Raw genomic sequence first — 19,360 nt, 5'->3', positions numbered from 1 at the left:
GAGTCAGCGCCGGTCCGGCAGCCGGCCCGGCGCGTCCCGTCGCGGCACCTACGGAAGAGGAACACCCATGCCCGCCACCACCACACCCACGGCCCCCGCCACCTGGTTCGTCACCGGCGCCTCCCGCGGACTGGGACTCGAACTGGTCCGGCAGCTGCTCGCCCAGGGCAGCAACGTGGCCGCCACCACCCGCTCCGCCGAGCGCCTCGAGGCCGCGCTGGGCAGCGCGGCCGACACCGGCCGGCTCCTCGCGCTGACCGTGGACCTGACGGACGAGAGCCAGGTCCAGAGCGCGGTGGACCGGACCACCGAGCGCTTCGGCCGGCTGGACGTCGTCGTCAACAACGCGGGCTACGGCTACCTCGCGGCCGTCGAGGAGACCACCGACCAGGCCGTACGGGACATGGTGGACGTCCAGATCGTCGGGGTGTGGAACGTGCTGCGCGCGGCGCTGCCCGTCCTGCGCGAGCAGCGTGCGGGCCGGGTCGTCAACGTCTCCTCGATCCTGGGCCTGACCACGATGCCCGGATGGGCCCTGTACTGCGCGGGCAAGTTCGCGCTCGAGGGGCTGAGCGAGGCGCTCGCCGCCGAGGTCGCGGACTTCGGCATCGAGGTCACCGTCGTCGAGCCCGGCTACTTCCGCACGTCCTTCCTCGGCTCGGACTCCCTGGTCCTGCCCGGCGAGACCACGGAGCACTACCCGGCCGTGCGGGCCATGGTCGAGGACCACCTCGCGCTGCACGGCCGCCAGCTCGGCGACCCCGTCAAGGGGGCCGCCGCCATCATCGAGCGCGCCGGTCTCGAAGGCGGCCCCCTGCGTCAGCTGCTGGGCTCCGACGCGCACGCCTTCGCCACCGCGAAGGTCGACGCCCTGCGGGCCAACCTCGACGCCACCGCCGCCTCCGCCCCCGGCACCGACTTCCCCGCGGCCTGAGCAGGGCGGGCTTCAGGCGGTGAGGCCGGCCGCGAGCCGGTCCGCGACGGTGCGGGGCTCGCGGCCGAGGAGGTCGGCCAGCAGCGGGCCGGCAGCGGCGAAGTGGCCCGCGCGGGCCGCCTGGTACCAGGTGAGCATGAACCGGGCCATTTCCTCCGGCACACCGGCCGCGACCTGGTCGGCGACCCACTGTTCGTCGTCCGGGACGACGCGCTCGACCGTGCCACCGGTGAGGTCGGAGGCGATCTTCGCGACGTCCTCGAAGGTGACGGCGGTCGGCGCCGTGAGGTCGACGGGGCCGTCGAAGGTGCGGTCACCGGCGAGGACGACCGCGGTGGCCTCGGCGATGTCGTCACGGTCGGTGTAGGGGACGGGGCCGTCCTGGGGCTGGGTGATCACGCCGGTCCGCCGCCACGGGCCGAGCACCTGGTCGAGCGGGCCGTAGGCGCCGTTGCGCAGTGCGGTCCAGGCGACGCCGGAGTCCGCGAGGATCGCCTCCGTGGCGATGTGGAAGTGCGACGGCGGGTACGGGTTGCCGGGGACGGCGCCCTGCTGGCTGGTGTAGACGATCCGCCGGACGCCGGCCGCGACCGCCGCTTCGACGGCACCGCGGTGCAGGCCGACGATGTCGGCGGCCGGGTCGTTGCCCGACACCAGGAGGACCTGCTCGGCACCGGCGAAGGAGTCGCGCAGCGCGGCCGGGTCCTCGTAGGAGCCCTGCCGCACGCGCACACCGCGGTCGGCGAGGTGCCGCGCCTTGGCGGTGTCGCGGACGCTGACGCCGATCTCGTCGGCGGGTACGCGCTTGAGGAGGTGCTCGACGGTGGTGCCGCCCAGCCCACCGGTGGCGCCGGTGACAACGATCATGGTCTTGGCCTTCCCGCATAAGTTGACCACATGGGTCACTTTCTCTCCGCCGACGACCGTAGGTAAGCTGACTCGACGAGTCAAGTTGCGACGGTCGAGTGACAGGAAGAGACGGTGAGGACCATGGCCGGTGCGGTGCCGCCGGGGCCCCGGCTGCGTGCCGACGCCCGGCGCAACTCCGAGCAGATCCGCTCCGCCGCGATCGGCGCCTTCCAGGGACAGGGTCTGACGGTGCCGCTGGAGGAGGTCGCCAAGGCGGCCGGGGTGAGCAAGGCCACGATCTTCAACCGGTTCGGCGGACGGGTCGGCCTCATCGAAGCCGTCATCGAGGAGGTCGTCGCCCGTGAGCTGTTCGCCCTCATCGACCGCACCCGGACCGTCGACGACGCAGGCGAGCGGATCGCGTACTACCTCACCGCGATCCGCGACCTCCAGTACCGCCAGCCCGCCTTCAACGACGTCCTGTTGCAGACGTATCCGCACTCCGGGCAGCTCATGGAGATCTGCCGGGTCGGAAGCGTGGCCAACGAGGAGTTCGTCGAGGCGGCGCGGGCCGGCGGCGCACTGCGGCCGGAGTTCACGGCGGGCGACCTCCACGCCCTCGTCCTCGACAACGCCCTCGCCCTCAAACACGGCGAACGGCCGCCCCGGGGCGACTACGACCGCCGTACCGGATACCTCCTGGACGGCATCCGCGGGCGTGAGCCCGTCCGGCTCCAGGACAGGCCCTAGTCGACCAGGCCCTAGTCGACCGGCGCGACCCGGATCAGGTTGCCGTCCGGGTCCGTGATCGCGAACGTGCGGCCGAAGGGCTCGTCGTGGGGTTCCTCCACCACCGTGACGCCCTTGGCGGCCCACTCGGCGTGCAGCGCGTCGATGGCGGCCGAGGAGCCCGGGACCATGAGGCCGACCTCCGAGGTGCGCGGGGTCCCCGGCGTGAGCCGGTCCGCGCGGCCGCTCCAGAGGGCGAAGAGGACTCCGGGGGCGACTTCGAAGGGGACGTAGCGCGGGGTGGTCATCACCGGCTTGATGTCGAACAGGCCGGAGTAGAAGGCGGTCGCGCGCTCGACGTCGGTGACGTAGACGAGGAAGAGGTTGGGTGCGGACATGGGTATCGGCTCCTTCCGGACGGGCCGGTCGGTTCCGGCCCTTGGTGTCAGCCTCGCCTGAGAACATGACAGGAGTTGTCCTGTTCGGAGCGGGGAGGTGTCCGGTGAGCCGGCCGCAGCGCTTGATCGAGCTTCTCGCGGCCCTGCAGGCGCGTCCGCGGACCACCGCGGAGGCGCTGGCCGAGGAGCTGGGGGTGTCGACGAGGACGGTCCTGCGCGATGTGCGGGCGCTGGTCGACGCCGGGATCCCCGTCTTCACCGAGCGGGGCAAGTACGGCGGCATCAGCCTGCTCCCCGGTGACCAGGCCGACCTGTCGAAGCTGACGACCGGCGAGGCGGACCTGCTGCGGGCCGTCGGGCTCGACCTCGACCGGGCCCGTCAGCTCGGCGGCGAGGCGGCCGCCCGGTCGGCGCTGCGCAAGCTCACGCCCCGTCGGGCCCTGCCGCCCGTACGGGACGACCTGCCGCTCGCGCTGACGGACGTGATCGCGATCGACAACCGGCCCTGGTTCGAGGACGCCGCGCCCCTGCCCGACGTCGCGGGGCTGGTACGGGACGTGCGTACGGCGAGGCGGCTGCGGATCGTCTACCGCAGGAGCGGGGACGCCGCCCCACGGGAGCTCGTGGTCGACCCCTACGGGCTGGTCCAGCGGGGCGGCCGCTGGTACCTCGTCGCCGACCGGGACGGGCGGCCCCGCCTGTTCGCGCTCTCCCGGCTCCAGCGCTGGGCCGTGCTCGACGGCCCGCGCCGCTTGCGTGCCGGTGCCGATCTCGCCGGTACGGCACGCGAGTTGGGCGAGGCGTTGGAGCGCAGAAAGCACGTGACGGTCACGGCTCGTGTCGACGCGGCCCGCCTCGACCTCGCCCGCCGGATCCTGGGCGCCAGGCTCAGGACGGTGGGCGACCAGCGGGACGACGGGCGGGTCGAGATCACCGTGGCGTACGACCAGGTCGACGGCGTACGGCAGCTACTGCAGTTCGGCGAGCACATCGAGGTCGTCGCCCCGGAGGCCGCACGGCGACTGGTCGGACGGCTGGCGGCCACAATCGCTCGCGCGCACGCCGCCGACAGTCCTCGACCCTGTCCATGAACGGGACCGACGGCCCTCGACCCCGGCCATGAACGAGGGCCGGGCCGAGGCCGCACCGCGTCAGGGTCGCCAGGCCACCCGGTGCTCCGCCAGATGCGCCAGCACCGCGTGGTTCGCCTCCCAGCCGTCCGGGAACTTCACCAGCGTTCCCAGCTGGACCGGTTCCGTGGACGGATAGTCGTCCAGCAGGTCGCCGACGCCCTCGCGGCAGACCACGACGCACGCGTGCCGGTGCCGGGAGGCAAGGACGCACAGGCGGCCGGTCTCCAGGTGGAAGGCGGTGGCGTCGGGGCGGCCGGAGAGCGGGTGCAGGACGACCGTGACGTCGTACTCGCGGCCCTGGAGGCGGTTGGCCGTGTCCACGGTCACGTCGTGCACACCGAGGTCGGCCAGCGCCGCACGGACCGCCGCCGCCTGGTCCCGGTGCGCGGTGCCGACGGCGATGCGGGCGGCGGTGAGGGGAGCGGGGTCGGGCGAGCGCTCGGAGGTCGCCCGGCCTTCGCGGTCGAGGAGACGCCGGACCACCGCCGCCACCGCCCGCACCGCCTCCGGGTCGGTGCGCGGGGTGTGCCGGGCGGGCAGCTCCAGCAGGCCCCAGCCGGCGGCGGCGGCCTCGTCGATCACCCGGTCGGGGCCCGAGCCGTCCGACGGCACCGCGAAGGCCAGGCTCCGGTCGCCGTGGTCCGTGCCGCTGCGGAACGGCGTGTACGGGTAGAAGGCGTCCGAGACCAGACGGGCCGCCGACGCCGGGAGCCGCCAGGAGACCGGGAGGCGGTGCTGGGGCAGGCCCGGGTTGTGGGCGAGGAGGGTCGTCACGGCCGAGGACGACGGGTCGTAGGCCAGGCCCGCCCACTGCTCGCTGCCCACCGTCGCGAACGGGTCCAGCTGGCCCGGGTCGCCCACGAACAGCGCCCGCTCGAAGAGCCCGGCGACCGCGAGCAGGGAGTCCGAGCGCATCTGGTACGCCTCGTCGACGATCGCGTGCCGCCACGGCTCGTCCACCTTGACGTGTGCCCACTTCGCCGCCGTCGACAGGACGACGGCCTGCCCGGCGAGGTCGGCCGCCTTCGCCGACTTGCGGACGTTCTCCAGCGCGTCGAGCGCCTTGTCGTACGGGTCGGCGTCACTGCTGTGCAGGCGGCCCACCGGGAGGTCCGGGTCCTTCTCGGCCAGGCGCAGCACCAGGTCGTCGACCTGGGCGTTGGTCTGCGCCACCACCATCAGGGGGCGGCCCGCCTCGGCCAGCTCCAGCGCCGCCCGCACCACGAGCGTGGACTTCCCGGCGCCGGGCGGGGAGTCCACGACGACACCGCGCTCCGTGCCGTGCAGGGTGTCGTGGAGGATCGCCGCGGTGGCGCGGGCCGCCTCGGCACCCGGGTCGAAGGCCGCGGGGGCGGGGGCGGCGAGGGTCTCGGCGGTCACAGCACGTCCTCCTCGGTCTGGGCGTCGGCGGCCTCCGGCACGGTGGCCGTCTCACCGGGCGGGCCGCCGTGCGTCCACGGCGTCTGCTCCGGGTCGGGGAGCTTCGCGCCGCCCCGCTGCTCGTGCTCGAAGAGCGTGAAGCAGACCAGGTCGCCCTTCTCCGGCACCGACCCCGCCTCGGGCTCCTTGCCCCGGCCCATCTTGTCCATGATCCGCAGGACCAGCGTGCCGTCGTCGGCCCCGGTACCGGTCCCGTCGCCGTGGTCCGGGGCGGCCGGGCCGACGTACTCGGCCGTCTGGGGCTTGCCGCCCAGCGAGCGGTAGACCTTCACCCGCTCGCCCAGGTGCGGGCGGTCGTCCGTGCGGACCGTGACCAGCGGGCGCGGACTGGGCCGCTTGCTCTCGCTGTACGCCATCACCACGTCGACGACCTCGCCCGCGAACGCCTCCCCGGACAGCCGCCGCCCGGCCATCACCAGCGGATCGTCCAGCGCCTCCTGGGCCTCCAGGCGGGCCTGCTCGCGCTCGCGCGTGGCCAGCTTGTTCGCCGCCGTCACGGCGTCGTCGCGGCGCGGCTGCGGCGGCTCGCCGGCCAGGATGCGGTCGCGGTGGGAGGTGAACGACCAGCGGTCGCGGGTCCAGCGCTCCTCGGCGTGCGCCCCCTCGGGCAGCTCCCGCAGCAGGTCCAGGCCCCGCCACACCGCGTCCCAGGTGGGCCGGGTACGGCTCTCGACGAGGCCACGGATCTCCCGCTCCGCGGCCGTGAGTGCACCGAGCCGGTCGTCGGCCTCCAGACCGTCCTCGGCGGCGGCCAGCGCGGTGCGGGCGCGGTGGTGGCGCTCGATGGCGGGGGCGAGCAGCCTGTTGTCGAAGGCCGGGTCGGTCGCCGGGCCCGCGGGCGGGCACAGCAGCTGACCGTCGGCGTCGCGGGCCAGCTCGGCGCGGCGGGCGGCCTCCGCGCCGGTTGCGCCCTGCGTGCCGTCCGGCGCGATCCACGCGAGCAGGGCCCCCAGGTGCTGGTCCTCCAGCGTGGACTGCCCGGTCGCCCAGTGTCGGCCCAGCAGGTCGGTCATGGCGAGCAGGAGGGAGGAGCCGGGTACACGGGCCCGCTCGCCGTAGTGGGTCAGCCACCGGCCGAGCAGCGGCACCCGGGGCGGCGCGGGGTGCGGGGTCTCCGGGTCCTGCTCCGCCGTACGCCGAAAGCGCATGGACCGGCCCAGCAGCCGTACGAAGTCGACGCCCGCGCGGCTGGGCACGACCAGCTGCGCGGCGTCGGCGCACAGGTCGACCTCGACCTTGACCCGCTTGCCCGTCTCCGGGTCGGTCTCGGTGCGCTCGGCGGCCTCGACGCTCTCCGCGTACGCCTCGATGTGCGGCAGCACGATGTCGGCCAGGTCGGCCAGGAACGCGAAGCGCAGGTCGCGGTCGCGGGGCTGCGGCACGACCAGCAGGTGCGGCGCGTCCCGGTCGGTGCCGACCAGCGCGCCGAGCGGGGCCCCGGCCTCACCGGCGGTGGTCAGCGGCACGAAGACCAGCGGACGGTCGGACAGGTGCCGGTGCCGGACGGTGGCGGCGGGCTGGGCCCGGCCGGTGCGCACGGCCTCCAGCCGGGCGAGCGTGGTGATCAGCGACACGCGGACACCTCGCCGACGCCGGTCCGGCTTCCGGCACCGCTGCCGTCGCCCGCCGCCGAGGCGGTCCCCGCTCCGCCGGAGCGCGAACCGGCCGTCGCCAGTGCCTCCGCACGCAGCCGGGCCGCCCTGCGCAGCGCGGCCACCGCCGGGTCGTCCGGATCACCGGCCTCCCCGCGGGCCGCGGCCAGCACGTCCTCGACCGTGGAGAGACCGCCCAGCTCGGCCCGCACCGGGCGGCCCAGGCAGGTGACCGCACCCGCCTCGCGAGACCCGGCACGGCAGTGGAAGGCCAGCTCGCAGGCCGACAGGCATTCCGGCGCGTACGCCGCCGGGACCGCCTCGACCGCCGCCGCCAGCTCCTCGGCCGGCAGCTCGGGGGAGAAGCAGACGCCCTCCGGGAGCGCGTCGGCGATGTCCTCGACGCGGGTCAGCCGGGCGAGCTGGCGGTCGGTGACGGCGCGCTGCTTGCGCACGTCGACGGCGGACGCGGTGGGCAGGTTGGAGAAGTCCTTGGGGCAGACCAGCAGGACCCGGTGGCGCACGCGCGGGGCCGGGTCGAGCCGGGCGGCGACCCGCTCAAGCGCCAGCACGTACACCGCGGCCTGCCGGGCGGCGGCGCCCACCTTCGCCGGGTCGGCGGAGCCGTCCAGCATGGGGAAGGACTTGATCTCGACGACCGTCCAGCTGCCGTCCGGATGCACCACCACGGCGTCCGGCTCCAGGAAGGCGGGCGAACCGGCGACGTCGAGCGCGAGCATCGGATGGTCCAGCAGCGTCCACGCGCCGGGTGTGCCGGCGGCCTCGCGCAGGGCCAGCGCCGTGCGCGCCGTACGGCCCTCGGGTCCGGTCGCCGACAGGTCGGGCACCTCCACCCGGGCCTCGGCGGGCGGCTCGGCGCCCCGGTCCAGCCTCTCGTGCACGAGCCGCAGCAACTCGGCGCCGCCGTCCGCCTTGACCTTCGCCTCGAAGGCGTTGCCCCGAGTGAGGGCGAACTGCGACTGTCCGAACGCCGCCGGCGAGCCCAGCGCACTGGCCAGGGCGGCCTTGTCCACCCCCGCGCCGTCGAGGATCGCGCGCCGGCGGCACCCCGGGTTGGCGGCGAGGGCGGCCAGCGCCCGGGCGTCCAGCGCCTTGGCCGGTACGTCGGGACCGCGCAGCTCAGCGAGTCGGTGCCGGAGTCTCGTCCCCCGCGTCCGAGGGGGCGGGGTCCGGCTCGGCCCCTGCTCCGAACCGCTGCTCGCGCTGCCGTGGAAATCGCTCACCCGCGGAAGTCTGGCATCCGCCACTGACAATCGCGGAACCCGCGCCGTCCCGGGCGGAGTCGGGGGTGGACGCGGAGACGTTCGCCGAGTCCGCCGCGGCCGGTGCGAAACGGGCCGTGAGCCGGGTCCGCGCCCGCTCCGCGGTCCGCAGCACGAACGGCGTCAGCAACAGTCCCGCGCCCATCACGGCCGCACCGGCGACCGCGTCCAGGAAGTAGTGGTTCGCGGTGCCCATGACGACGATCGTGGTCACCAGCGGGTAGACGACCCCCGCCACCTTGGCCGTGCGCGTGCCGCCGTGGCGCCACAGCATCACCCCGCACCACAGCGCCCAGCCCACGTGCAGACTCGGCATCGCCGCGTACTGGTTGGTCATCCCGCCCAGACCGCGCGGAGCGCTCGCCTCGCCGCCCCACCAGCCGTACGAGCTGTACTGGGCCATGGTGTCGACGAACCCGTGACCGGCGTCCAGCAGCCGGGGCGGGCAGGTCGGCAGCAGGGTGAAGCCGATGAGACCGATGAACGTGGACGTCATCAGCCAGGTGCGGGCGGCCCGGTAGCGCACCGCGCGGGAGCGGAAGAGCCAGACCAGGACCGCCGGGGTGACCACGTAGTGCAGCGACGCGTACCAGAAGTCCGCCGGTACGCCGATCCACGGCTCGCTCGTGAAGAGGCGGTTGAGGGGGTGCTCCGCGTTGAGGTGGAGCGCCTTCTCGATGTCCAGGATGGCCAGGCCGTGGTCGACGGCGTCGGAGACGTCACCCCGCACGAGCAGGCGCCCCGCGCTGTAGCAGGCGTACACGAGGACGATGAGCGGCAGCTCGGTCCACCAGCGCAGCCGAGGGTGCGGGGCCGCCTCGGTGCCCGGTGTCTCGGTGTGCCGCAATCCGATCGCCCTCCCCCTTCTCACGCTTCTCACTTCTCGCTCACCCGTACGCCCGGACGGACACGGGCGAGCCACTTTACGGCCTTGCCGCGCCCGCTCCGCCAAGCGCCCTCGGACCGGATAGACGCGGGCACCGCCCCTCGGGTTGCCCGCACGGACAGTACGGGATGATGGAGGGGTCCCCTCAGACATTTCTCCCGGAAAGGCCCCTTCATGGCACCGCGCATCCTGCTGGCACGCCACGGACAGACGGAGTGGTCGCTGTCCGGCAGACACACCGGCAGGACCGACGTGCCGCTCCTGGAGGAGGGCCGGCGCGGCGCGAAGCTGCTGGGCGAGCGGCTGCACCGGACGCCGCTGGACGGGCTGCCGGGCGTGGAGGTGCGGACCAGTCCGCTGGTGCGGGCGAGCGAGACCTGCGAGCTGGCCGGTTTCGGCGAGCGCGCACGCGCGTGGGACACGCTGCAGGAGTGGGACTACGGGGCGTACGAGGGCATGACGCCGGAGCAGATCCAGGCCGTGCGGCCCGGGTGGCTGATCTGGCGGGACGGGGTCCCGGAGGGAGAGGGTGTGGCGGATGTCACCGCGCGCGCGGACGAGGTGGTGGCCTGGGCGCGGGAGGCGGAGCGGGACGTGCTCGTCTTCGCCCACGGGCACATCCTGCGGGCGATCGGGGCGCGGTGGCTGGGGCTGCCGTTGTCCTTCGGCGCGCGGATACGGCTGAATCCGACGTCGCTGTCGGTGCTGGGGTGGGCGTACGGGGAGCCGGCGGTGGAGAGCTGGAACGACTCGGGACACCTGGTCGGCTGACGGCTCCGCAACTGCGGGCAGTCGTGCCTCCCCCAGTGCCTGAACGGCCTGGGGGTACCCCCAGGCGGCACGGGTGGGCGCAGCGGCACCCCGCCACGCCGGGTTGCGCACCCACCCCCACGGAACCCGCGATCGATGTCACGCCGGTCGCGGCAGCGCTCCGTGGCGGTCCAGGAACGTCGAGACGCCCGACGCCCGGCGGTGGGGCAGGAGCACCCGGGCCGTGCCCGCCAGCATCGTGTGGATGCGGGAGGACTGGACCTCGCCCAGCAGGTCCAGGCACCGCATGCCCGCCCCCGCCGCCTCGTCGGGGCGGCCCCCGCGGGCCAGGTCGTCCGCCAGCTCCGCCGAGTACAGCGCGAGGTTCCGGGTGAAGTGCGGGTCCTGGAGATCGCCCGCCCGCCGCGCGTGCCGTGCGGCCCGCGGCCAGTCGCCCAGGGTGGACCAGCACTGCGCCTCGAGCCCCTCCAGCTCGGCCTCGCCGTAGAAGCTCATCCACTCGGGGTCGGCGTCCGAGGGGCCCCGTTCGAAGAAGGTCTGCGCGCGCACCAGCGCCTGCTCGCAGCCGACCCGGTCCGCGAGCCCCGCCCAGCCGCCCGCCTCGCGCAGGGAGAGCAGTGACATCAGCCGGGCCGAGCCCAGCGGACGGGCGGCGCGCTGCGCGGCCTGGGCCGCCCGTACCGCCTCGCGCGGGCGGCCGGCGTCACGGGCCAGGAACGCCATGTTGCAGAAGGCGTGCGCCTCCAGGCCCGCGTCGCCGTTCATCCGGGCGGTGGCCAGGGCCTCGGCGTAGTGGGAGCGCGCGTCGTCGAAGCGCCCCGAGTCGTGTGCCAGCCAGCCCACGGAGATCGCCAGTTCCCCGGCGCCCGTGTAGAGCCGGTCCGCGGTCGCCTGCCGGGACGCGCCGGCGTCCAGGAGCGCGTACGCGGTGCGCAGCGGGGCCGCCGCGCGCCGGTAGAGGCCGTCCGCGCCGTGCCGGTCGTCGAGCAGCCGGATCCGGCGGACGGCTTCTTCGAGGGCGCCGGCCTCGCCCGTCCCGGCCCGGCGTGCGGGGCGCCCGGCCGCCGCGGCGTCGAAGGCGAGTCCCAGCGGGCCCAGCGAGGCGGCGGCCACCGTGGCTCCGCTCGTCATGAATGCGCGACGCAGCACGTCGCTCTCCTCGTTGTTGTCGTGCGTTTCGTACAGGTCGTGCGGGTCGTGCGTGTCTCGCGTGTCATACGTCTCATACGGCTCACCCGCCCCTCTCGACTCACTCGTGGAGCGCGCCTGGCGTCCGCGTACCGACGAGCGGGGCGCGAACCCCAGGTCGGTGAGCGTGCGGCCGGGGAACATGTGCAGGAACACCCGCTCGTACGCGTAGTTGGGGCAGCGGATCTCGCCCGCCTCGACCCGGCCGACGTAGCGCGCGTCGCAGCTGACCCGCTCGCCGATCTCGCGCGCGGCCCGGCGGACCGCCGCCGCGAACTCCGCCGGGGAGCGCTTGCCGCGCAACCGCCTGAAGGCGAGGTTCGGCCGCGGTGGCCGTTCGGGCTGGGCGGAGGTCACCGTTGACGACGCCATGGCCGGGTCCTCTCGTGCGAACCGTCGAACCATGCCGGGAACGGGCGGACAAGGCTGACGGCCCTGTTTCCGGCGAGCAAGAACGTACCGGCTGTGACGGAGCGGCCACGCGGTGTTTGGCTACAAACCGGATATCTCATCCACGATCTGCCATGAAGTGCCATCCTTTGCGGCGGTACTGGGCCGTAGCCGTTGACGGACCGCCGCGTTGAACCGGGTGGACCGGGAGGCCCCCGACTCCCGAGCCGCTCGTCCGAGGAGGAGTTCCGTGGTGGAGGCCGGGATGGACACCAGCGTCAGCGTTCCCCCCTGCGACGCCTGTGACGTCGTCACCGTGCCGACCCGGCAGGGTCTGGAGGCGGTCGACATCCTCAGGCGGGGAGCCGGTGAGGGGGTGGGCTCGGTGATCCACGACGACGGCTGCGACACCCTGGGATTCCTGGTGCCGCCGGGCACCGCCGCCGCCTGGGACGTGCCGGGCAGCACCTGCACGGAGACGGACGGCCGCGGACTGAGCATCGTCCCGGCGCCCGAGCCGCCCGTGGAGGGCTCCGACTGGCTGCTGCCGCCCGGCGAGGCGGACCTGGCGACCGACCCCGCCGTCCTGCGGGCCGCGCTGGGCGAGGCGGCCCGGCTGATCAGGGCCGCCGACAGCTGCCGCTGAGCACCGCCGGTCCCGGTCCGAGGCCGGACCGGGACAAGGGACCGGTGCGGACCGGGACAATGGACCGATGGGAAAGTCCAGGAACGCCCGCCGTGGGCGCGCTGCCGCCGAGACCGTCGTCGAGGACGTCGACCAAGGGCGCGCCGAGCTGGTGCCCGACCGGGACCGGCCCCGGGCCCGGACGCTGCTGATCGACGGCGCCCCGCAGTCCCACGTCGACCTTGACGACCCGGCGTACCTGTCCTTCGAGTACCAGCGCCGCATCGGCCACGTCATCGACCTGGCCGCCCCGCCGGGCAGACCCGTGCACGCCGTGCACCTCGGCGGCGGCGCCCTCACCCTCGCCCGCTACGTCGCCGCCACCCGCCCGCGCTCCACCCAGCAGGTCGTCGAGCGCGACGCCGCCCTCGTCCAGCTGGTCCGCCGGGAGCTCCCGCTCGACCCCGGCGCACGGATCCGGGTGCGCTCCACCGACGCTCGCGCCGGTCTCGCCAAGGTGCCCGACGGCTGGGCGGACCTCGTCGTCGCGGACGTCTTCGGCGGGGCCCGCACCCCGGCCCACCTGACCTCCACCGAGTTCCTCGACGAGGTGCGGCGCGCGCTCGCGCCCGGCGGGGTCTACGCCGCCAACCTCGCCGACGGTCCGCCGCTGGCCCACCTGCGCGGCCAGATCGCCACCGCCGCGGCCCGGTTCGCCGAACTCGCGCTCGTCGCCGACCCGGCCGTACTGCGCGGCAAACGCTTCGGCAACGCGATCCTGGTCGCCGCCGACCGCCCGCTGCCGGTCGCCGAACTCACCCGCCGGGCCGCCTCCGACCCGCACCCCGCGCGCGTGGAACACGGCCGCGCGCTCACCGACTTCACCGGGGGCGCCCAACCGGTGACGGACGCGGCGGCGGTGGACTCGCCCGCGCCGCCGGAATCCGTGTTCAAGTGAGCGCGTACCGGAGCGGTCCGGTTCAGTAGCTGCCGATCTCCACCCGCGGCGGCCCGTCGTGCCAGGTGCAGAACACCGACACCCGGTCGGCGCCCGAGGTGAACTCGACCCGGATCCACGACTCCGTCTTCCACACCTGCATCGACCAGCCCGCGCCCGGTGTCGCCGACACCAGGGACGCGGACGACGTACCGAGGTCGAATACTGCGCGGCCCCCGTCGGTGTCGTAACTCCTGACCTGGCCGGACGTGTCGGGTGCCGGGCTCGCCGGGTCCGCGGGCGGGGTGCTGGACGGCGCGGTGCGCGACGGGGCGGGGCCGGGCTCGCGGGACGTGCGGCTCGGCGTCGGCGACGCGCTGACCGACGGCGACGGCGAGGGCGACGGACGGCTGGTGGACGACGCCAGGGAATCCCCGTCGTCGCTCTCCCCGTCCCGCACGCTCGCGTCCGCCGCCGTGATCGGCAGCGCCCGGGGAGCGTCGTAGGCCGTGCCCGCCATCACCGTGTGCACGCCCCACCACGACAGCGTGACCGCAGCGCCGGTGGCGAGCAGCCAGGCGATCACGTGGACGAGTCCTCTGCGCATCGCGGCCATACTGCCCCACCCGCCCCGTGCGTGTCGCCCGAAAGCGGTGTGACGCGGGCCGGGGCGCAGTTGTCCACAGGCCCGGACCGGGTCGGTCCGTATGGCGTACGGTGCCGCCCATGGCAAGTGTGCTCGTGGTCGAGGACGACCAGTTCGTACGCTCGGCGCTCATCCGGCAGCTGACCGACGCCTCGCACACCGTGCGCAGCGTGGGCACGGCACTGGAGGCGCTGCGCGAGGTCGCCCATTTCCGGTTCGACGTGGTGATCCTGGACCTCGGACTGCCCGACCTGGACGGCTCCGAGGCGCTGAAGATGCTGCGCGGCATCACCGACGTACCGGTGATCGTCGCCACCGCCCGGGACGACGAGGCGGAGGTCGTACGGCTGTTGAACGCGGGCGCGGACGACTACCTCACCAAGCCGTTCTCCGTGGAGCACCTGTCGGCCCGGATGGCGGCCGTGCTGCGCCGTGCCCGCGGCGGCCCGGCGGAGGCGGCGGCGCCCACGGTCCTGCGGGTCGGCGGCCTCACCGTCGACCCGCTGCGCCGCCAGGCCGAACTGGACGGCGCGGTCCTCGACCTGACCCGCCGCGAGTTCGACCTGCTCGCCTTCCTGGCCGGCCGCCCCGGGGTCGTCGTGCCCCGCAAGGAGCTGCTCGCCGAGGTCTGGCAGCAGTCCTACGGCGACGACCAGACCATCGACGTCCACCTGTCCTGGCTGCGCCGCAAACTGGGTGAGACCGCGGCCCGGCCGCGCTATCTGCACACCCTGCGCGGCGTCGGCGTGAAGCTGGAGCCACCGCGACTGGAGCCACCACGATGAGATGGGCCCTGGTCAAGGTCTCGCTCGCGGTCACCGTGATGGTCGTGGTCGCCTTCGCCGTGCCGCTCGGACTCGTCATCCGGGAGATGGCCCGCGACCGTGCCTTCTCCAACGCCGAACGGGAGGCTGCCGCCGTCGCCCCGGCCCTGTCCATCACCACCGACCGCGAGCAGTTGGAACGCGTCGTCGCCTCCGCCGGTTCGGACGCCGGGATGGCCGTGCACATACCGGCGCCGGGGGATCGGAGCGGGGGCGCCACCGACATCGGGCGGCAGCGCGCCACCGACGAGGACATCGCCGCCGTACGGCGGATGGGGCGGGCCTCCACCACCGAGGTGGGCGGCGGTTCCACCCTGCTCCAGCCGGTCGCGCTCAGCTCCGGCGAGATCGCCGTCGTCGAGGTGTACGTCCCCGAGTCCGAGGTGACCAACGGCGTCGGCACGGCCTGGGCGGTGCTGGCCGCGGTCGGCGCCGCCCTGATCGTCGGCTCGGTCGCGGTCGCCGACCGGCTGGGCGTACGGATGGTGCAGCCCGCACGGCGCCTGGTCGACGGCGCGCACGAGCTGGGGGAGGGCAAGCTGGGCGCGCGGGTGCCCGTCGAGGGGCCCGACGAACTGCGGCGCGCGGCGGTCGCGTTCAACTCCATGGCCGACCAGGTCGTCCAGCTCCTCGCCAACGAACGGGAGCTGGCCGCCGATCTGTCCCACCGGCTGCGCACCCCGCTGACCGTGTTGCGGCTCAACGCGGCCTCGCTCGGCGACGGCCCGGCCGCCGAGCAGACCAGGGCCGCCGTCGAGCAGCTGGAGCGCGAGGTCGACACGATCATCCGCACCGCACGGGACGCCAAGCCCCAGACGGCCGCCGCAGGGCCGGGCGCCGGGTGCGACGCGGCCGAGGTGGTCCGGGAGCGGATGGGATTCTGGTCGGCGCTCGCCGAGGACGAGGGCCGCAAGTGGAGGGTGGCCGGCGCCGACCGGCCGGTGCGCATACCCGTGGCCCGCACCGACCTGGCCGCCTCCCTCGACGCCCTGCTCGGCAACGTCTTCCGGCACACCCCGGAGGGCACCGCCTTCGCCGTCGACCTGCACAACGGCGAGGACGCGGTGATCGTGCTGGTCTCCGACGCGGGCACCGGGATAGCCGACCCCGAGGCGGCCATGGCCCGCGGCCGGGGTTCGGGCACCGACGGGTCGACCGGGCTCGGCCTGGACATCGTGCGCCGGATGGCGGAGTCGACCGGCGGCGACGTACGCATCGGCTCCTCCGTGCTGGGCGGCACCGAGGTGCGGATCTGGATCCAGCTGGACGGCCGGACGGCGCCCGTGCGGCGCGGACACCGGGGAGCGGTACGCCGACGCCGGCAGGGCCGTACGCCCACGCCCACGCAGGCGCCGACGCCGCCGCCGGCCCGGGCCGGTCACGAGCGCTGACCGGTCGTGACCATTAATCGGCCCCGATCCCTTCCTTAAGCCCACCCTAAGATCGCCAACCCCCGTCCGGATCAGGCTCTTTGCCCGTTTCCGGGTCGCTAGCGTGCTGCCGCACCCACCCCCACCCCGCCCTCGCCGCGTCTCCCGCGGGGGCACCGTGAACAGCGAAGGCAGGCACGTGATGCGCACGCACCGACGCAAGGTCAGTGGCAGGAACAAGGCGATCGGCGCCCTCGTCGCGGCGGCCGTGGCCGGTGGCGGGGCGCTGCTGTTCACCAGCACCGCCCAGGCCGCCCCGGTCGGCGCCGCGTACACGAAGACCAGCCAGTGGTCGACGGGCTACACCGCCCAGTACGTCGTCACCAACAACACCGGGGAGGCGAAGGCGGACTGGACCCTGGAGTTCGACCTGCCCTCCGGCGCGAAGCTCGGCTCCCTGTGGAACGCCGAGTCGAAGACCGACGGTCAGCACGTCACCGTGACGCCGCCCGCCTGGGACACGGACGGGCTGAAGGCCGGCGAGTCCGTCACCGTCGGCTTCGTCGTCAACGGCACCGCCGACCCGACCGGTTGCCTCGTCGACGACGCCGCCTGCTCGACCGACGACGGCGCCACCCCCGAGCCCAGCGGCCGCCCCACCGAGCCCCCGGCCACGCCGGCCCCCACCCCCACGGAGACCGACAGCGCCGAGCCGACCCCGACCGACAGCGCCACCACCCCGGCGCCCACCGGGACCCCCGGCGACGGCACCGCGGCGGGCGCCGGCTTCGCGCCGTACGTCGACACCTCGCTCTACCCGGCCTTCGACCTGCTCGCGCACTCCGCGGCGACCGGCGTCAAGGAGTACAACCTCGCCTTCGTCACCGACGGCGGCGGCTGCACCCCGAAGTGGGGCGGCGTCACCGACCTCGGCAGCGACGCCGTCGCCGGCCAGATAGGCGACCTGCGTGCGAAGGGCGGCGACGTCCGGGTCTCCTTCGGCGGCGCCTCCGGCTCCGAACTGGGCACGACCTGCACGTCGGCCGACGCTCTGGCGGCGGCGTACGGCAAGGTCGTCGACGCCTACCGGCTCACCAAGGTCGACTTCGACGTCGAGGGCGGCGCGCTGCCCGACACGGCCGCCAACACCCGCCGCGCCCAGGCGATCGCAGCGCTGCAGAAGGAGCACCCCGGCCTGGACGTCTCCTTCACCCTCCCGGTGATGCCCGAGGGCCTCACCCAGGCGGGCGTCGACCTGCTCGCCGACGCGAAGAAGAACGGCGTGGACATCGGCGCCGTCAACATCATGGCGATGGACTACGGCCCCGCGTACAGCGACGACATGGGCACCTACGCCGAGCAGGCCGCCACCGCCACCCAGGCCCAGATCAAGGGCGTCCTCGGCCTGTCCGACGCGGACGCCTGGAAGACGGTCGCGGTCACCCCGATGATCGGCGTCAACGACGTCGCCAGTGAGGTCTTCAAGGTCGACGACGCCGCCCAGCTGGTGGAGTTCGCGAAGTCCAAGGGCCTGGGCGCGCTGTCCATGTGGTCCGCGACCCGCGACAAGGCATGCCCCGGCGGTCCGAAGCCCTCGGCCGACGCCACCTGCAGCTCCGTGGACCAGGAGCCGAACGCCTTCGCCAAGGCGCTCGCCGCCTACAAGTAGGCCCGGGCTCCTCCCCGTCGGACCGGGCCCCACACCGGTCCCACGAGCGGGGCGCGGCATCCCCCCGTCGGATGCCGCGCCCCGCTTCACTTCCCGTCCCGGCTCCCCGTACCGGCCCCCCCCGTCCCGGCTCCCGAGTACCGGCTCTTCCCCGAGCGGCTACTCGACCGCGTCCAGCGGCGGCAGCGTCCCCGTGCGGGCCGCCCGCCCGTACCACAGGGCGCTCGACTTCGGGGTGCGCTGCTGGGAGGCGTAGTCGACGTACACCGCGCCGAAGCGCTTCTCGTAGCCGTACGCCCACTCGAAGTTGTCCAGCAGGGACCACAGGTAGTAGCCCCGGACGTCGGCGCCGTCGGCGATGGCCTGCCGGACCGCGGTGAGGTGGCCGTTCAGGTAGGCGACCCGCTCAGGGTCGTGCACCGAGCCGTCCGCGCCGGGCTTGTCGTCGTAGGCCGCGCCGTTCTCGCTGATGTACAGCGGCATGCCGGGAGCCTCCCGGTTGTAACGCATGATCAGCTCGTGCAGGCCGGACGGGTCGACGCTCCAGCCCATCTCGGTGCGCTCGCCGGGCGGCTGGTGGAACGCCACGTCGTCCGCCGCGGGCCACGGCGAGTGGTCGCTCGCGCCGTGGCCGTCGGCGCGCGGCGCACGCGAGTCGGCGTCGGCCGCCGACACCACCGTGGGCGTGTAGTAGTTGAGGCAGATCGCGTCGATCGGCTGGCGGATCTGGCCCAGGTCGCCGTCCTGGACGAACGACCAGTCCGTCACCGGCGCGGTGGCCTCCAGGAGCGAGGGCGGGTAGGCGCCGTGCAGGATCGGGCCGTGGAAGATCCCGCCGGACAGGTCGTCGATCTTCTGCGCCGCCGCCAGGTCCGCCGGGTTCTGCGACAGCGGCCGCACGACGGACGTGTTGAGGCTGATCGCCACCGAGTTGCGGGCCGGCATCACCGAACGCAGCGCGACCGTGCCGAGGCCGTGCGCCAGGTTCAGGTGGTGCGCGGCGCGCAGCGCGGCCGCCGGGTCGGTGCGGCCGGGGGCGTGCACACCGGAGGCGTAGCCCAGGAAGGCGGCGCACCAGGGCTCGTTGAGCGTGATCCACTGCTCCACCCGGTCGCCGAGCGCCTCGCCGACGATCTGCGCGTATTCGGCGAACCGGTACGCCGTGTCCCGCTCGGGCCAGCCGCCCGCGTCCTCCAGCTCCTGCGGCAGGTCCCAGTGGTAGAGGGTGACGGCAGGCTTGATCCCGGCGGCCAGCAGCTCGTCCACCAGGCGGCGGTAGAAGTCCAGGCCGCGCTGGACGGCGGGGCCGCGGCCGGTCGGCTGCACCCGGGTCCAGGAGACCGAGAAGCGGTAGCCGCCGAGGCCCAGGTCCTTCATCAGCGCCACGTCGTCGCGGTAGCGGTGGTAGTGGTCGACAGCGATGTCACCGGTGTCCCCGCCGGCCGTCTTCCCGGGCGTGTGGCTGAAGGTGTCCCAGATGGAGGGGGTACGGCCGTCCTCCCGCACCGCACCCTCGATCTGGTACGCCGAGGTGGCGGCGCCCCAGAGGAAGGCGGGGGGGAAGGTCACCGGGGTCACCGGCGTTGCGGACTCAGGCATGGAAGCGCTCCCATTGCGGGTCATGGCGGGTCGGGTCGTGGACGACCGACAGGTGGAGGTACGAGGGGGGAAGGCGGGGCCGGGACGGCGGTGGCCC

Annotated in this window: 18 protein-coding genes; 9 read left to right on the top strand and 9 right to left on the bottom strand. The window is 74.4% G+C overall.

Annotated features, from left to right (window positions below; genetic code table 11):
* Positions 1–67 precede the first annotated feature (67 nt).
* Positions 68–934: an SDR family NAD(P)-dependent oxidoreductase gene (locus IE258_RS11000; RefSeq protein ID WP_189742199.1), complete on the top strand. Its 867-nt coding sequence runs from the start codon at positions 68–70 to the stop codon at positions 932–934.
* A 12-nt stretch (positions 935–946) separates the two neighbouring features.
* Here IE258_RS11000 and IE258_RS10995 read toward each other — a convergent pair whose 3' ends face one another.
* The gene (locus IE258_RS10995; protein WP_189742196.1) at positions 947–1,801 is read right to left on the bottom strand and encodes an NAD(P)H-binding protein; all 855 of its coding nucleotides are present in this window, start codon (positions 1,799–1,801) and stop codon (positions 947–949) included.
* Positions 1,802–1,924: 123 nt separating this feature from the next.
* Between IE258_RS10995 and IE258_RS10990 the strand changes: the two genes are divergently transcribed.
* Positions 1,925–2,533 (top strand): TetR/AcrR family transcriptional regulator, encoded by a 609-nt coding sequence (locus IE258_RS10990; protein WP_189742659.1) that lies wholly within the window; start codon positions 1,925–1,927, stop codon positions 2,531–2,533.
* An 11-nt stretch (positions 2,534–2,544) separates the two neighbouring features.
* Here the strand turns inward: IE258_RS10990 and IE258_RS10985 are convergent, their stop codons facing one another.
* Positions 2,545–2,910 carry a VOC family protein gene (locus IE258_RS10985; RefSeq protein WP_189742192.1) on the bottom strand — a complete coding sequence of 122 codons (366 nt, stop codon included), beginning with the start codon at positions 2,908–2,910 and terminating at the stop codon, positions 2,545–2,547.
* A 104-nt stretch (positions 2,911–3,014) separates the two neighbouring features.
* Between IE258_RS10985 and IE258_RS10980 the strand changes: the two genes are divergently transcribed.
* Positions 3,015–4,001, top strand: a complete 987-nt coding sequence (locus IE258_RS10980) for a helix-turn-helix transcriptional regulator (protein WP_189742189.1) — start codon at positions 3,015–3,017, stop codon at positions 3,999–4,001.
* 60 nt (positions 4,002–4,061) lie between these two features.
* Here the strand turns inward: IE258_RS10980 and IE258_RS10975 are convergent, their stop codons facing one another.
* Genes IE258_RS10975 through IE258_RS10960 form a run of 4 tightly spaced genes read right to left on the bottom strand, consistent with a single transcriptional unit; the run spans position 4,062 to position 9,205 of the window.
* Positions 4,062–5,423 (bottom strand): AAA family ATPase, encoded by a 1,362-nt coding sequence (locus IE258_RS10975; protein ID WP_189742186.1) that lies wholly within the window; start codon positions 5,421–5,423, stop codon positions 4,062–4,064.
* Positions 5,420–7,057, bottom strand: a complete 1,638-nt coding sequence (locus IE258_RS10970) for an amino acid adenylation domain-containing protein (RefSeq protein WP_189742182.1) — start codon at positions 7,055–7,057, stop codon at positions 5,420–5,422. Before IE258_RS10970 ends, IE258_RS10975 begins: the two co-directional genes overlap by 4 nt.
* The gene (locus IE258_RS10965; RefSeq protein ID WP_189742179.1) at positions 7,048–8,319 is read right to left on the bottom strand and encodes a hypothetical protein; all 1,272 of its coding nucleotides are present in this window, start codon (positions 8,317–8,319) and stop codon (positions 7,048–7,050) included. The genes IE258_RS10970 and IE258_RS10965 overlap by 10 nt, the downstream gene beginning before the upstream one ends.
* A complete protein-coding gene (locus tag IE258_RS10960) occupies positions 8,216–9,205 on the bottom strand; it encodes a phosphatase PAP2 family protein (RefSeq protein ID WP_189742176.1) in 990 nt (329 codons plus the stop codon). The genes IE258_RS10965 and IE258_RS10960 overlap by 104 nt, the downstream gene beginning before the upstream one ends.
* Positions 9,206–9,418: 213 nt before the next feature.
* On the opposite strand from IE258_RS10960, the gene IE258_RS10955 reads away from it, so the two are divergent.
* Positions 9,419–10,015 (top strand): histidine phosphatase family protein, encoded by a 597-nt coding sequence (locus tag IE258_RS10955; protein WP_189742173.1) that lies wholly within the window; start codon positions 9,419–9,421, stop codon positions 10,013–10,015.
* Between the two features lie 138 nt (positions 10,016–10,153).
* Here the strand turns inward: IE258_RS10955 and IE258_RS10950 are convergent, their stop codons facing one another.
* On the bottom strand, positions 10,154–11,575 hold the full coding sequence (locus IE258_RS10950) for an NsdA family TPR-like regulatory protein (RefSeq protein WP_189742170.1): 1,422 nt from the start codon (positions 11,573–11,575) through the stop codon (positions 10,154–10,156).
* A gap of 283 nt (positions 11,576–11,858) precedes the next feature.
* Here IE258_RS10950 and IE258_RS10945 point away from each other — a divergent pair, with 283 nt between their 5' ends.
* Both IE258_RS10945 and IE258_RS10940 read left to right on the top strand, forming a co-directional pair.
* Entirely contained in the window at positions 11,859–12,239 is a 381-nt protein-coding gene (locus IE258_RS10945) for a hypothetical protein (RefSeq protein ID WP_229892052.1), read from the top strand.
* A gap of 67 nt (positions 12,240–12,306) precedes the next feature.
* Positions 12,307–13,176, top strand: a complete 870-nt coding sequence (locus tag IE258_RS10940; protein ID WP_189742167.1) for a spermidine synthase — start codon at positions 12,307–12,309, stop codon at positions 13,174–13,176.
* A gap of 22 nt (positions 13,177–13,198) precedes the next feature.
* Here IE258_RS10940 and IE258_RS10935 read toward each other — a convergent pair whose 3' ends face one another.
* Positions 13,199–13,762: a hypothetical protein gene (locus IE258_RS10935; protein ID WP_229892050.1), complete on the bottom strand. Its 564-nt coding sequence runs from the start codon at positions 13,760–13,762 to the stop codon at positions 13,199–13,201.
* Between the two features lie 119 nt (positions 13,763–13,881).
* Between IE258_RS10935 and IE258_RS10930 the strand changes: the two genes are divergently transcribed.
* The 3 genes from IE258_RS10930 to IE258_RS10920 all read left to right on the top strand — a co-directional run bounded on the left by IE258_RS10930 (position 13,882) and on the right by IE258_RS10920 (position 17,664).
* Positions 13,882–14,586 carry a response regulator transcription factor gene (locus IE258_RS10930; RefSeq protein ID WP_161379919.1) on the top strand — a complete coding sequence of 235 codons (705 nt, stop codon included), beginning with the start codon at positions 13,882–13,884 and terminating at the stop codon, positions 14,584–14,586.
* The gene (locus tag IE258_RS10925; RefSeq protein WP_189742161.1) at positions 14,583–16,016 is read left to right on the top strand and encodes a sensor histidine kinase; all 1,434 of its coding nucleotides are present in this window, start codon (positions 14,583–14,585) and stop codon (positions 16,014–16,016) included. The genes IE258_RS10930 and IE258_RS10925 overlap by 4 nt, the downstream gene beginning before the upstream one ends.
* A 181-nt stretch (positions 16,017–16,197) precedes the next feature.
* Positions 16,198–17,664, top strand: a complete 1,467-nt coding sequence (locus IE258_RS10920; RefSeq protein ID WP_189742158.1) for a glycoside hydrolase family 18 protein — start codon at positions 16,198–16,200, stop codon at positions 17,662–17,664.
* Between the two features lie 159 nt (positions 17,665–17,823).
* On the opposite strand, the gene IE258_RS10915 is transcribed toward IE258_RS10920, so the two are convergent.
* A complete protein-coding gene (locus tag IE258_RS10915) occupies positions 17,824–19,263 on the bottom strand; it encodes a GH1 family beta-glucosidase (protein ID WP_189742154.1) in 1,440 nt (479 codons plus the stop codon).
* Positions 19,264–19,360 lie beyond the last annotated feature (97 nt).

It is taken from the genome of Streptomyces tendae (assembly GCF_014650435.1).
Taxonomy (GTDB): domain Bacteria; phylum Actinomycetota; class Actinomycetes; order Streptomycetales; family Streptomycetaceae; genus Streptomyces; species Streptomyces tendae.
Note: the sequence above shows the minus strand (reverse complement) of the source record. Positions and strands in the feature narration are given on the sequence as shown.

What these genes read in the sequence shown, in the direction of transcription:
- IE258_RS10985 (WP_189742192.1), bottom strand. Translation starts at nt 2,910, where the DNA reads ATGTCCGCACCCAACCTCTTCCTCGTCTACGTCACCGACGTCGAGCGC.
- IE258_RS10995 (WP_189742196.1), bottom strand. Translation starts at nt 1,801, where the DNA reads ATGATCGTTGTCACCGGCGCCACCGGTGGGCTGGGCGGCACCACCGTC.
- IE258_RS10915 (WP_189742154.1), bottom strand. Translation starts at nt 19,263, where the DNA reads ATGCCTGAGTCCGCAACGCCGGTGACCCCGGTGACCTTCCCCCCCGCC.
- IE258_RS10990 (WP_189742659.1), top strand. Translation starts at nt 1,925, where the DNA reads ATGGCCGGTGCGGTGCCGCCGGGGCCCCGGCTGCGTGCCGACGCCCGG.
- IE258_RS10925 (WP_189742161.1), top strand. Translation starts at nt 14,583, where the DNA reads ATGAGATGGGCCCTGGTCAAGGTCTCGCTCGCGGTCACCGTGATGGTC.
- IE258_RS10930 (WP_161379919.1), top strand. Translation starts at nt 13,882, where the DNA reads ATGGCAAGTGTGCTCGTGGTCGAGGACGACCAGTTCGTACGCTCGGCG.
- IE258_RS10935 (WP_229892050.1), bottom strand. Translation starts at nt 13,762, where the DNA reads ATGCGCAGAGGACTCGTCCACGTGATCGCCTGGCTGCTCGCCACCGGC.
- IE258_RS10955 (WP_189742173.1), top strand. Translation starts at nt 9,419, where the DNA reads ATGGCACCGCGCATCCTGCTGGCACGCCACGGACAGACGGAGTGGTCG.
- IE258_RS11000 (WP_189742199.1), top strand. Translation starts at nt 68, where the DNA reads ATGCCCGCCACCACCACACCCACGGCCCCCGCCACCTGGTTCGTCACC.
- IE258_RS10945 (WP_229892052.1), top strand. Translation starts at nt 11,859, where the DNA reads ATGGACACCAGCGTCAGCGTTCCCCCCTGCGACGCCTGTGACGTCGTC.
- IE258_RS10920 (WP_189742158.1), top strand. Translation starts at nt 16,198, where the DNA reads ATGCGCACGCACCGACGCAAGGTCAGTGGCAGGAACAAGGCGATCGGC.
- IE258_RS10940 (WP_189742167.1), top strand. Translation starts at nt 12,307, where the DNA reads ATGGGAAAGTCCAGGAACGCCCGCCGTGGGCGCGCTGCCGCCGAGACC.
- IE258_RS10950 (WP_189742170.1), bottom strand. Translation starts at nt 11,575, where the DNA reads ATGGCGTCGTCAACGGTGACCTCCGCCCAGCCCGAACGGCCACCGCGG.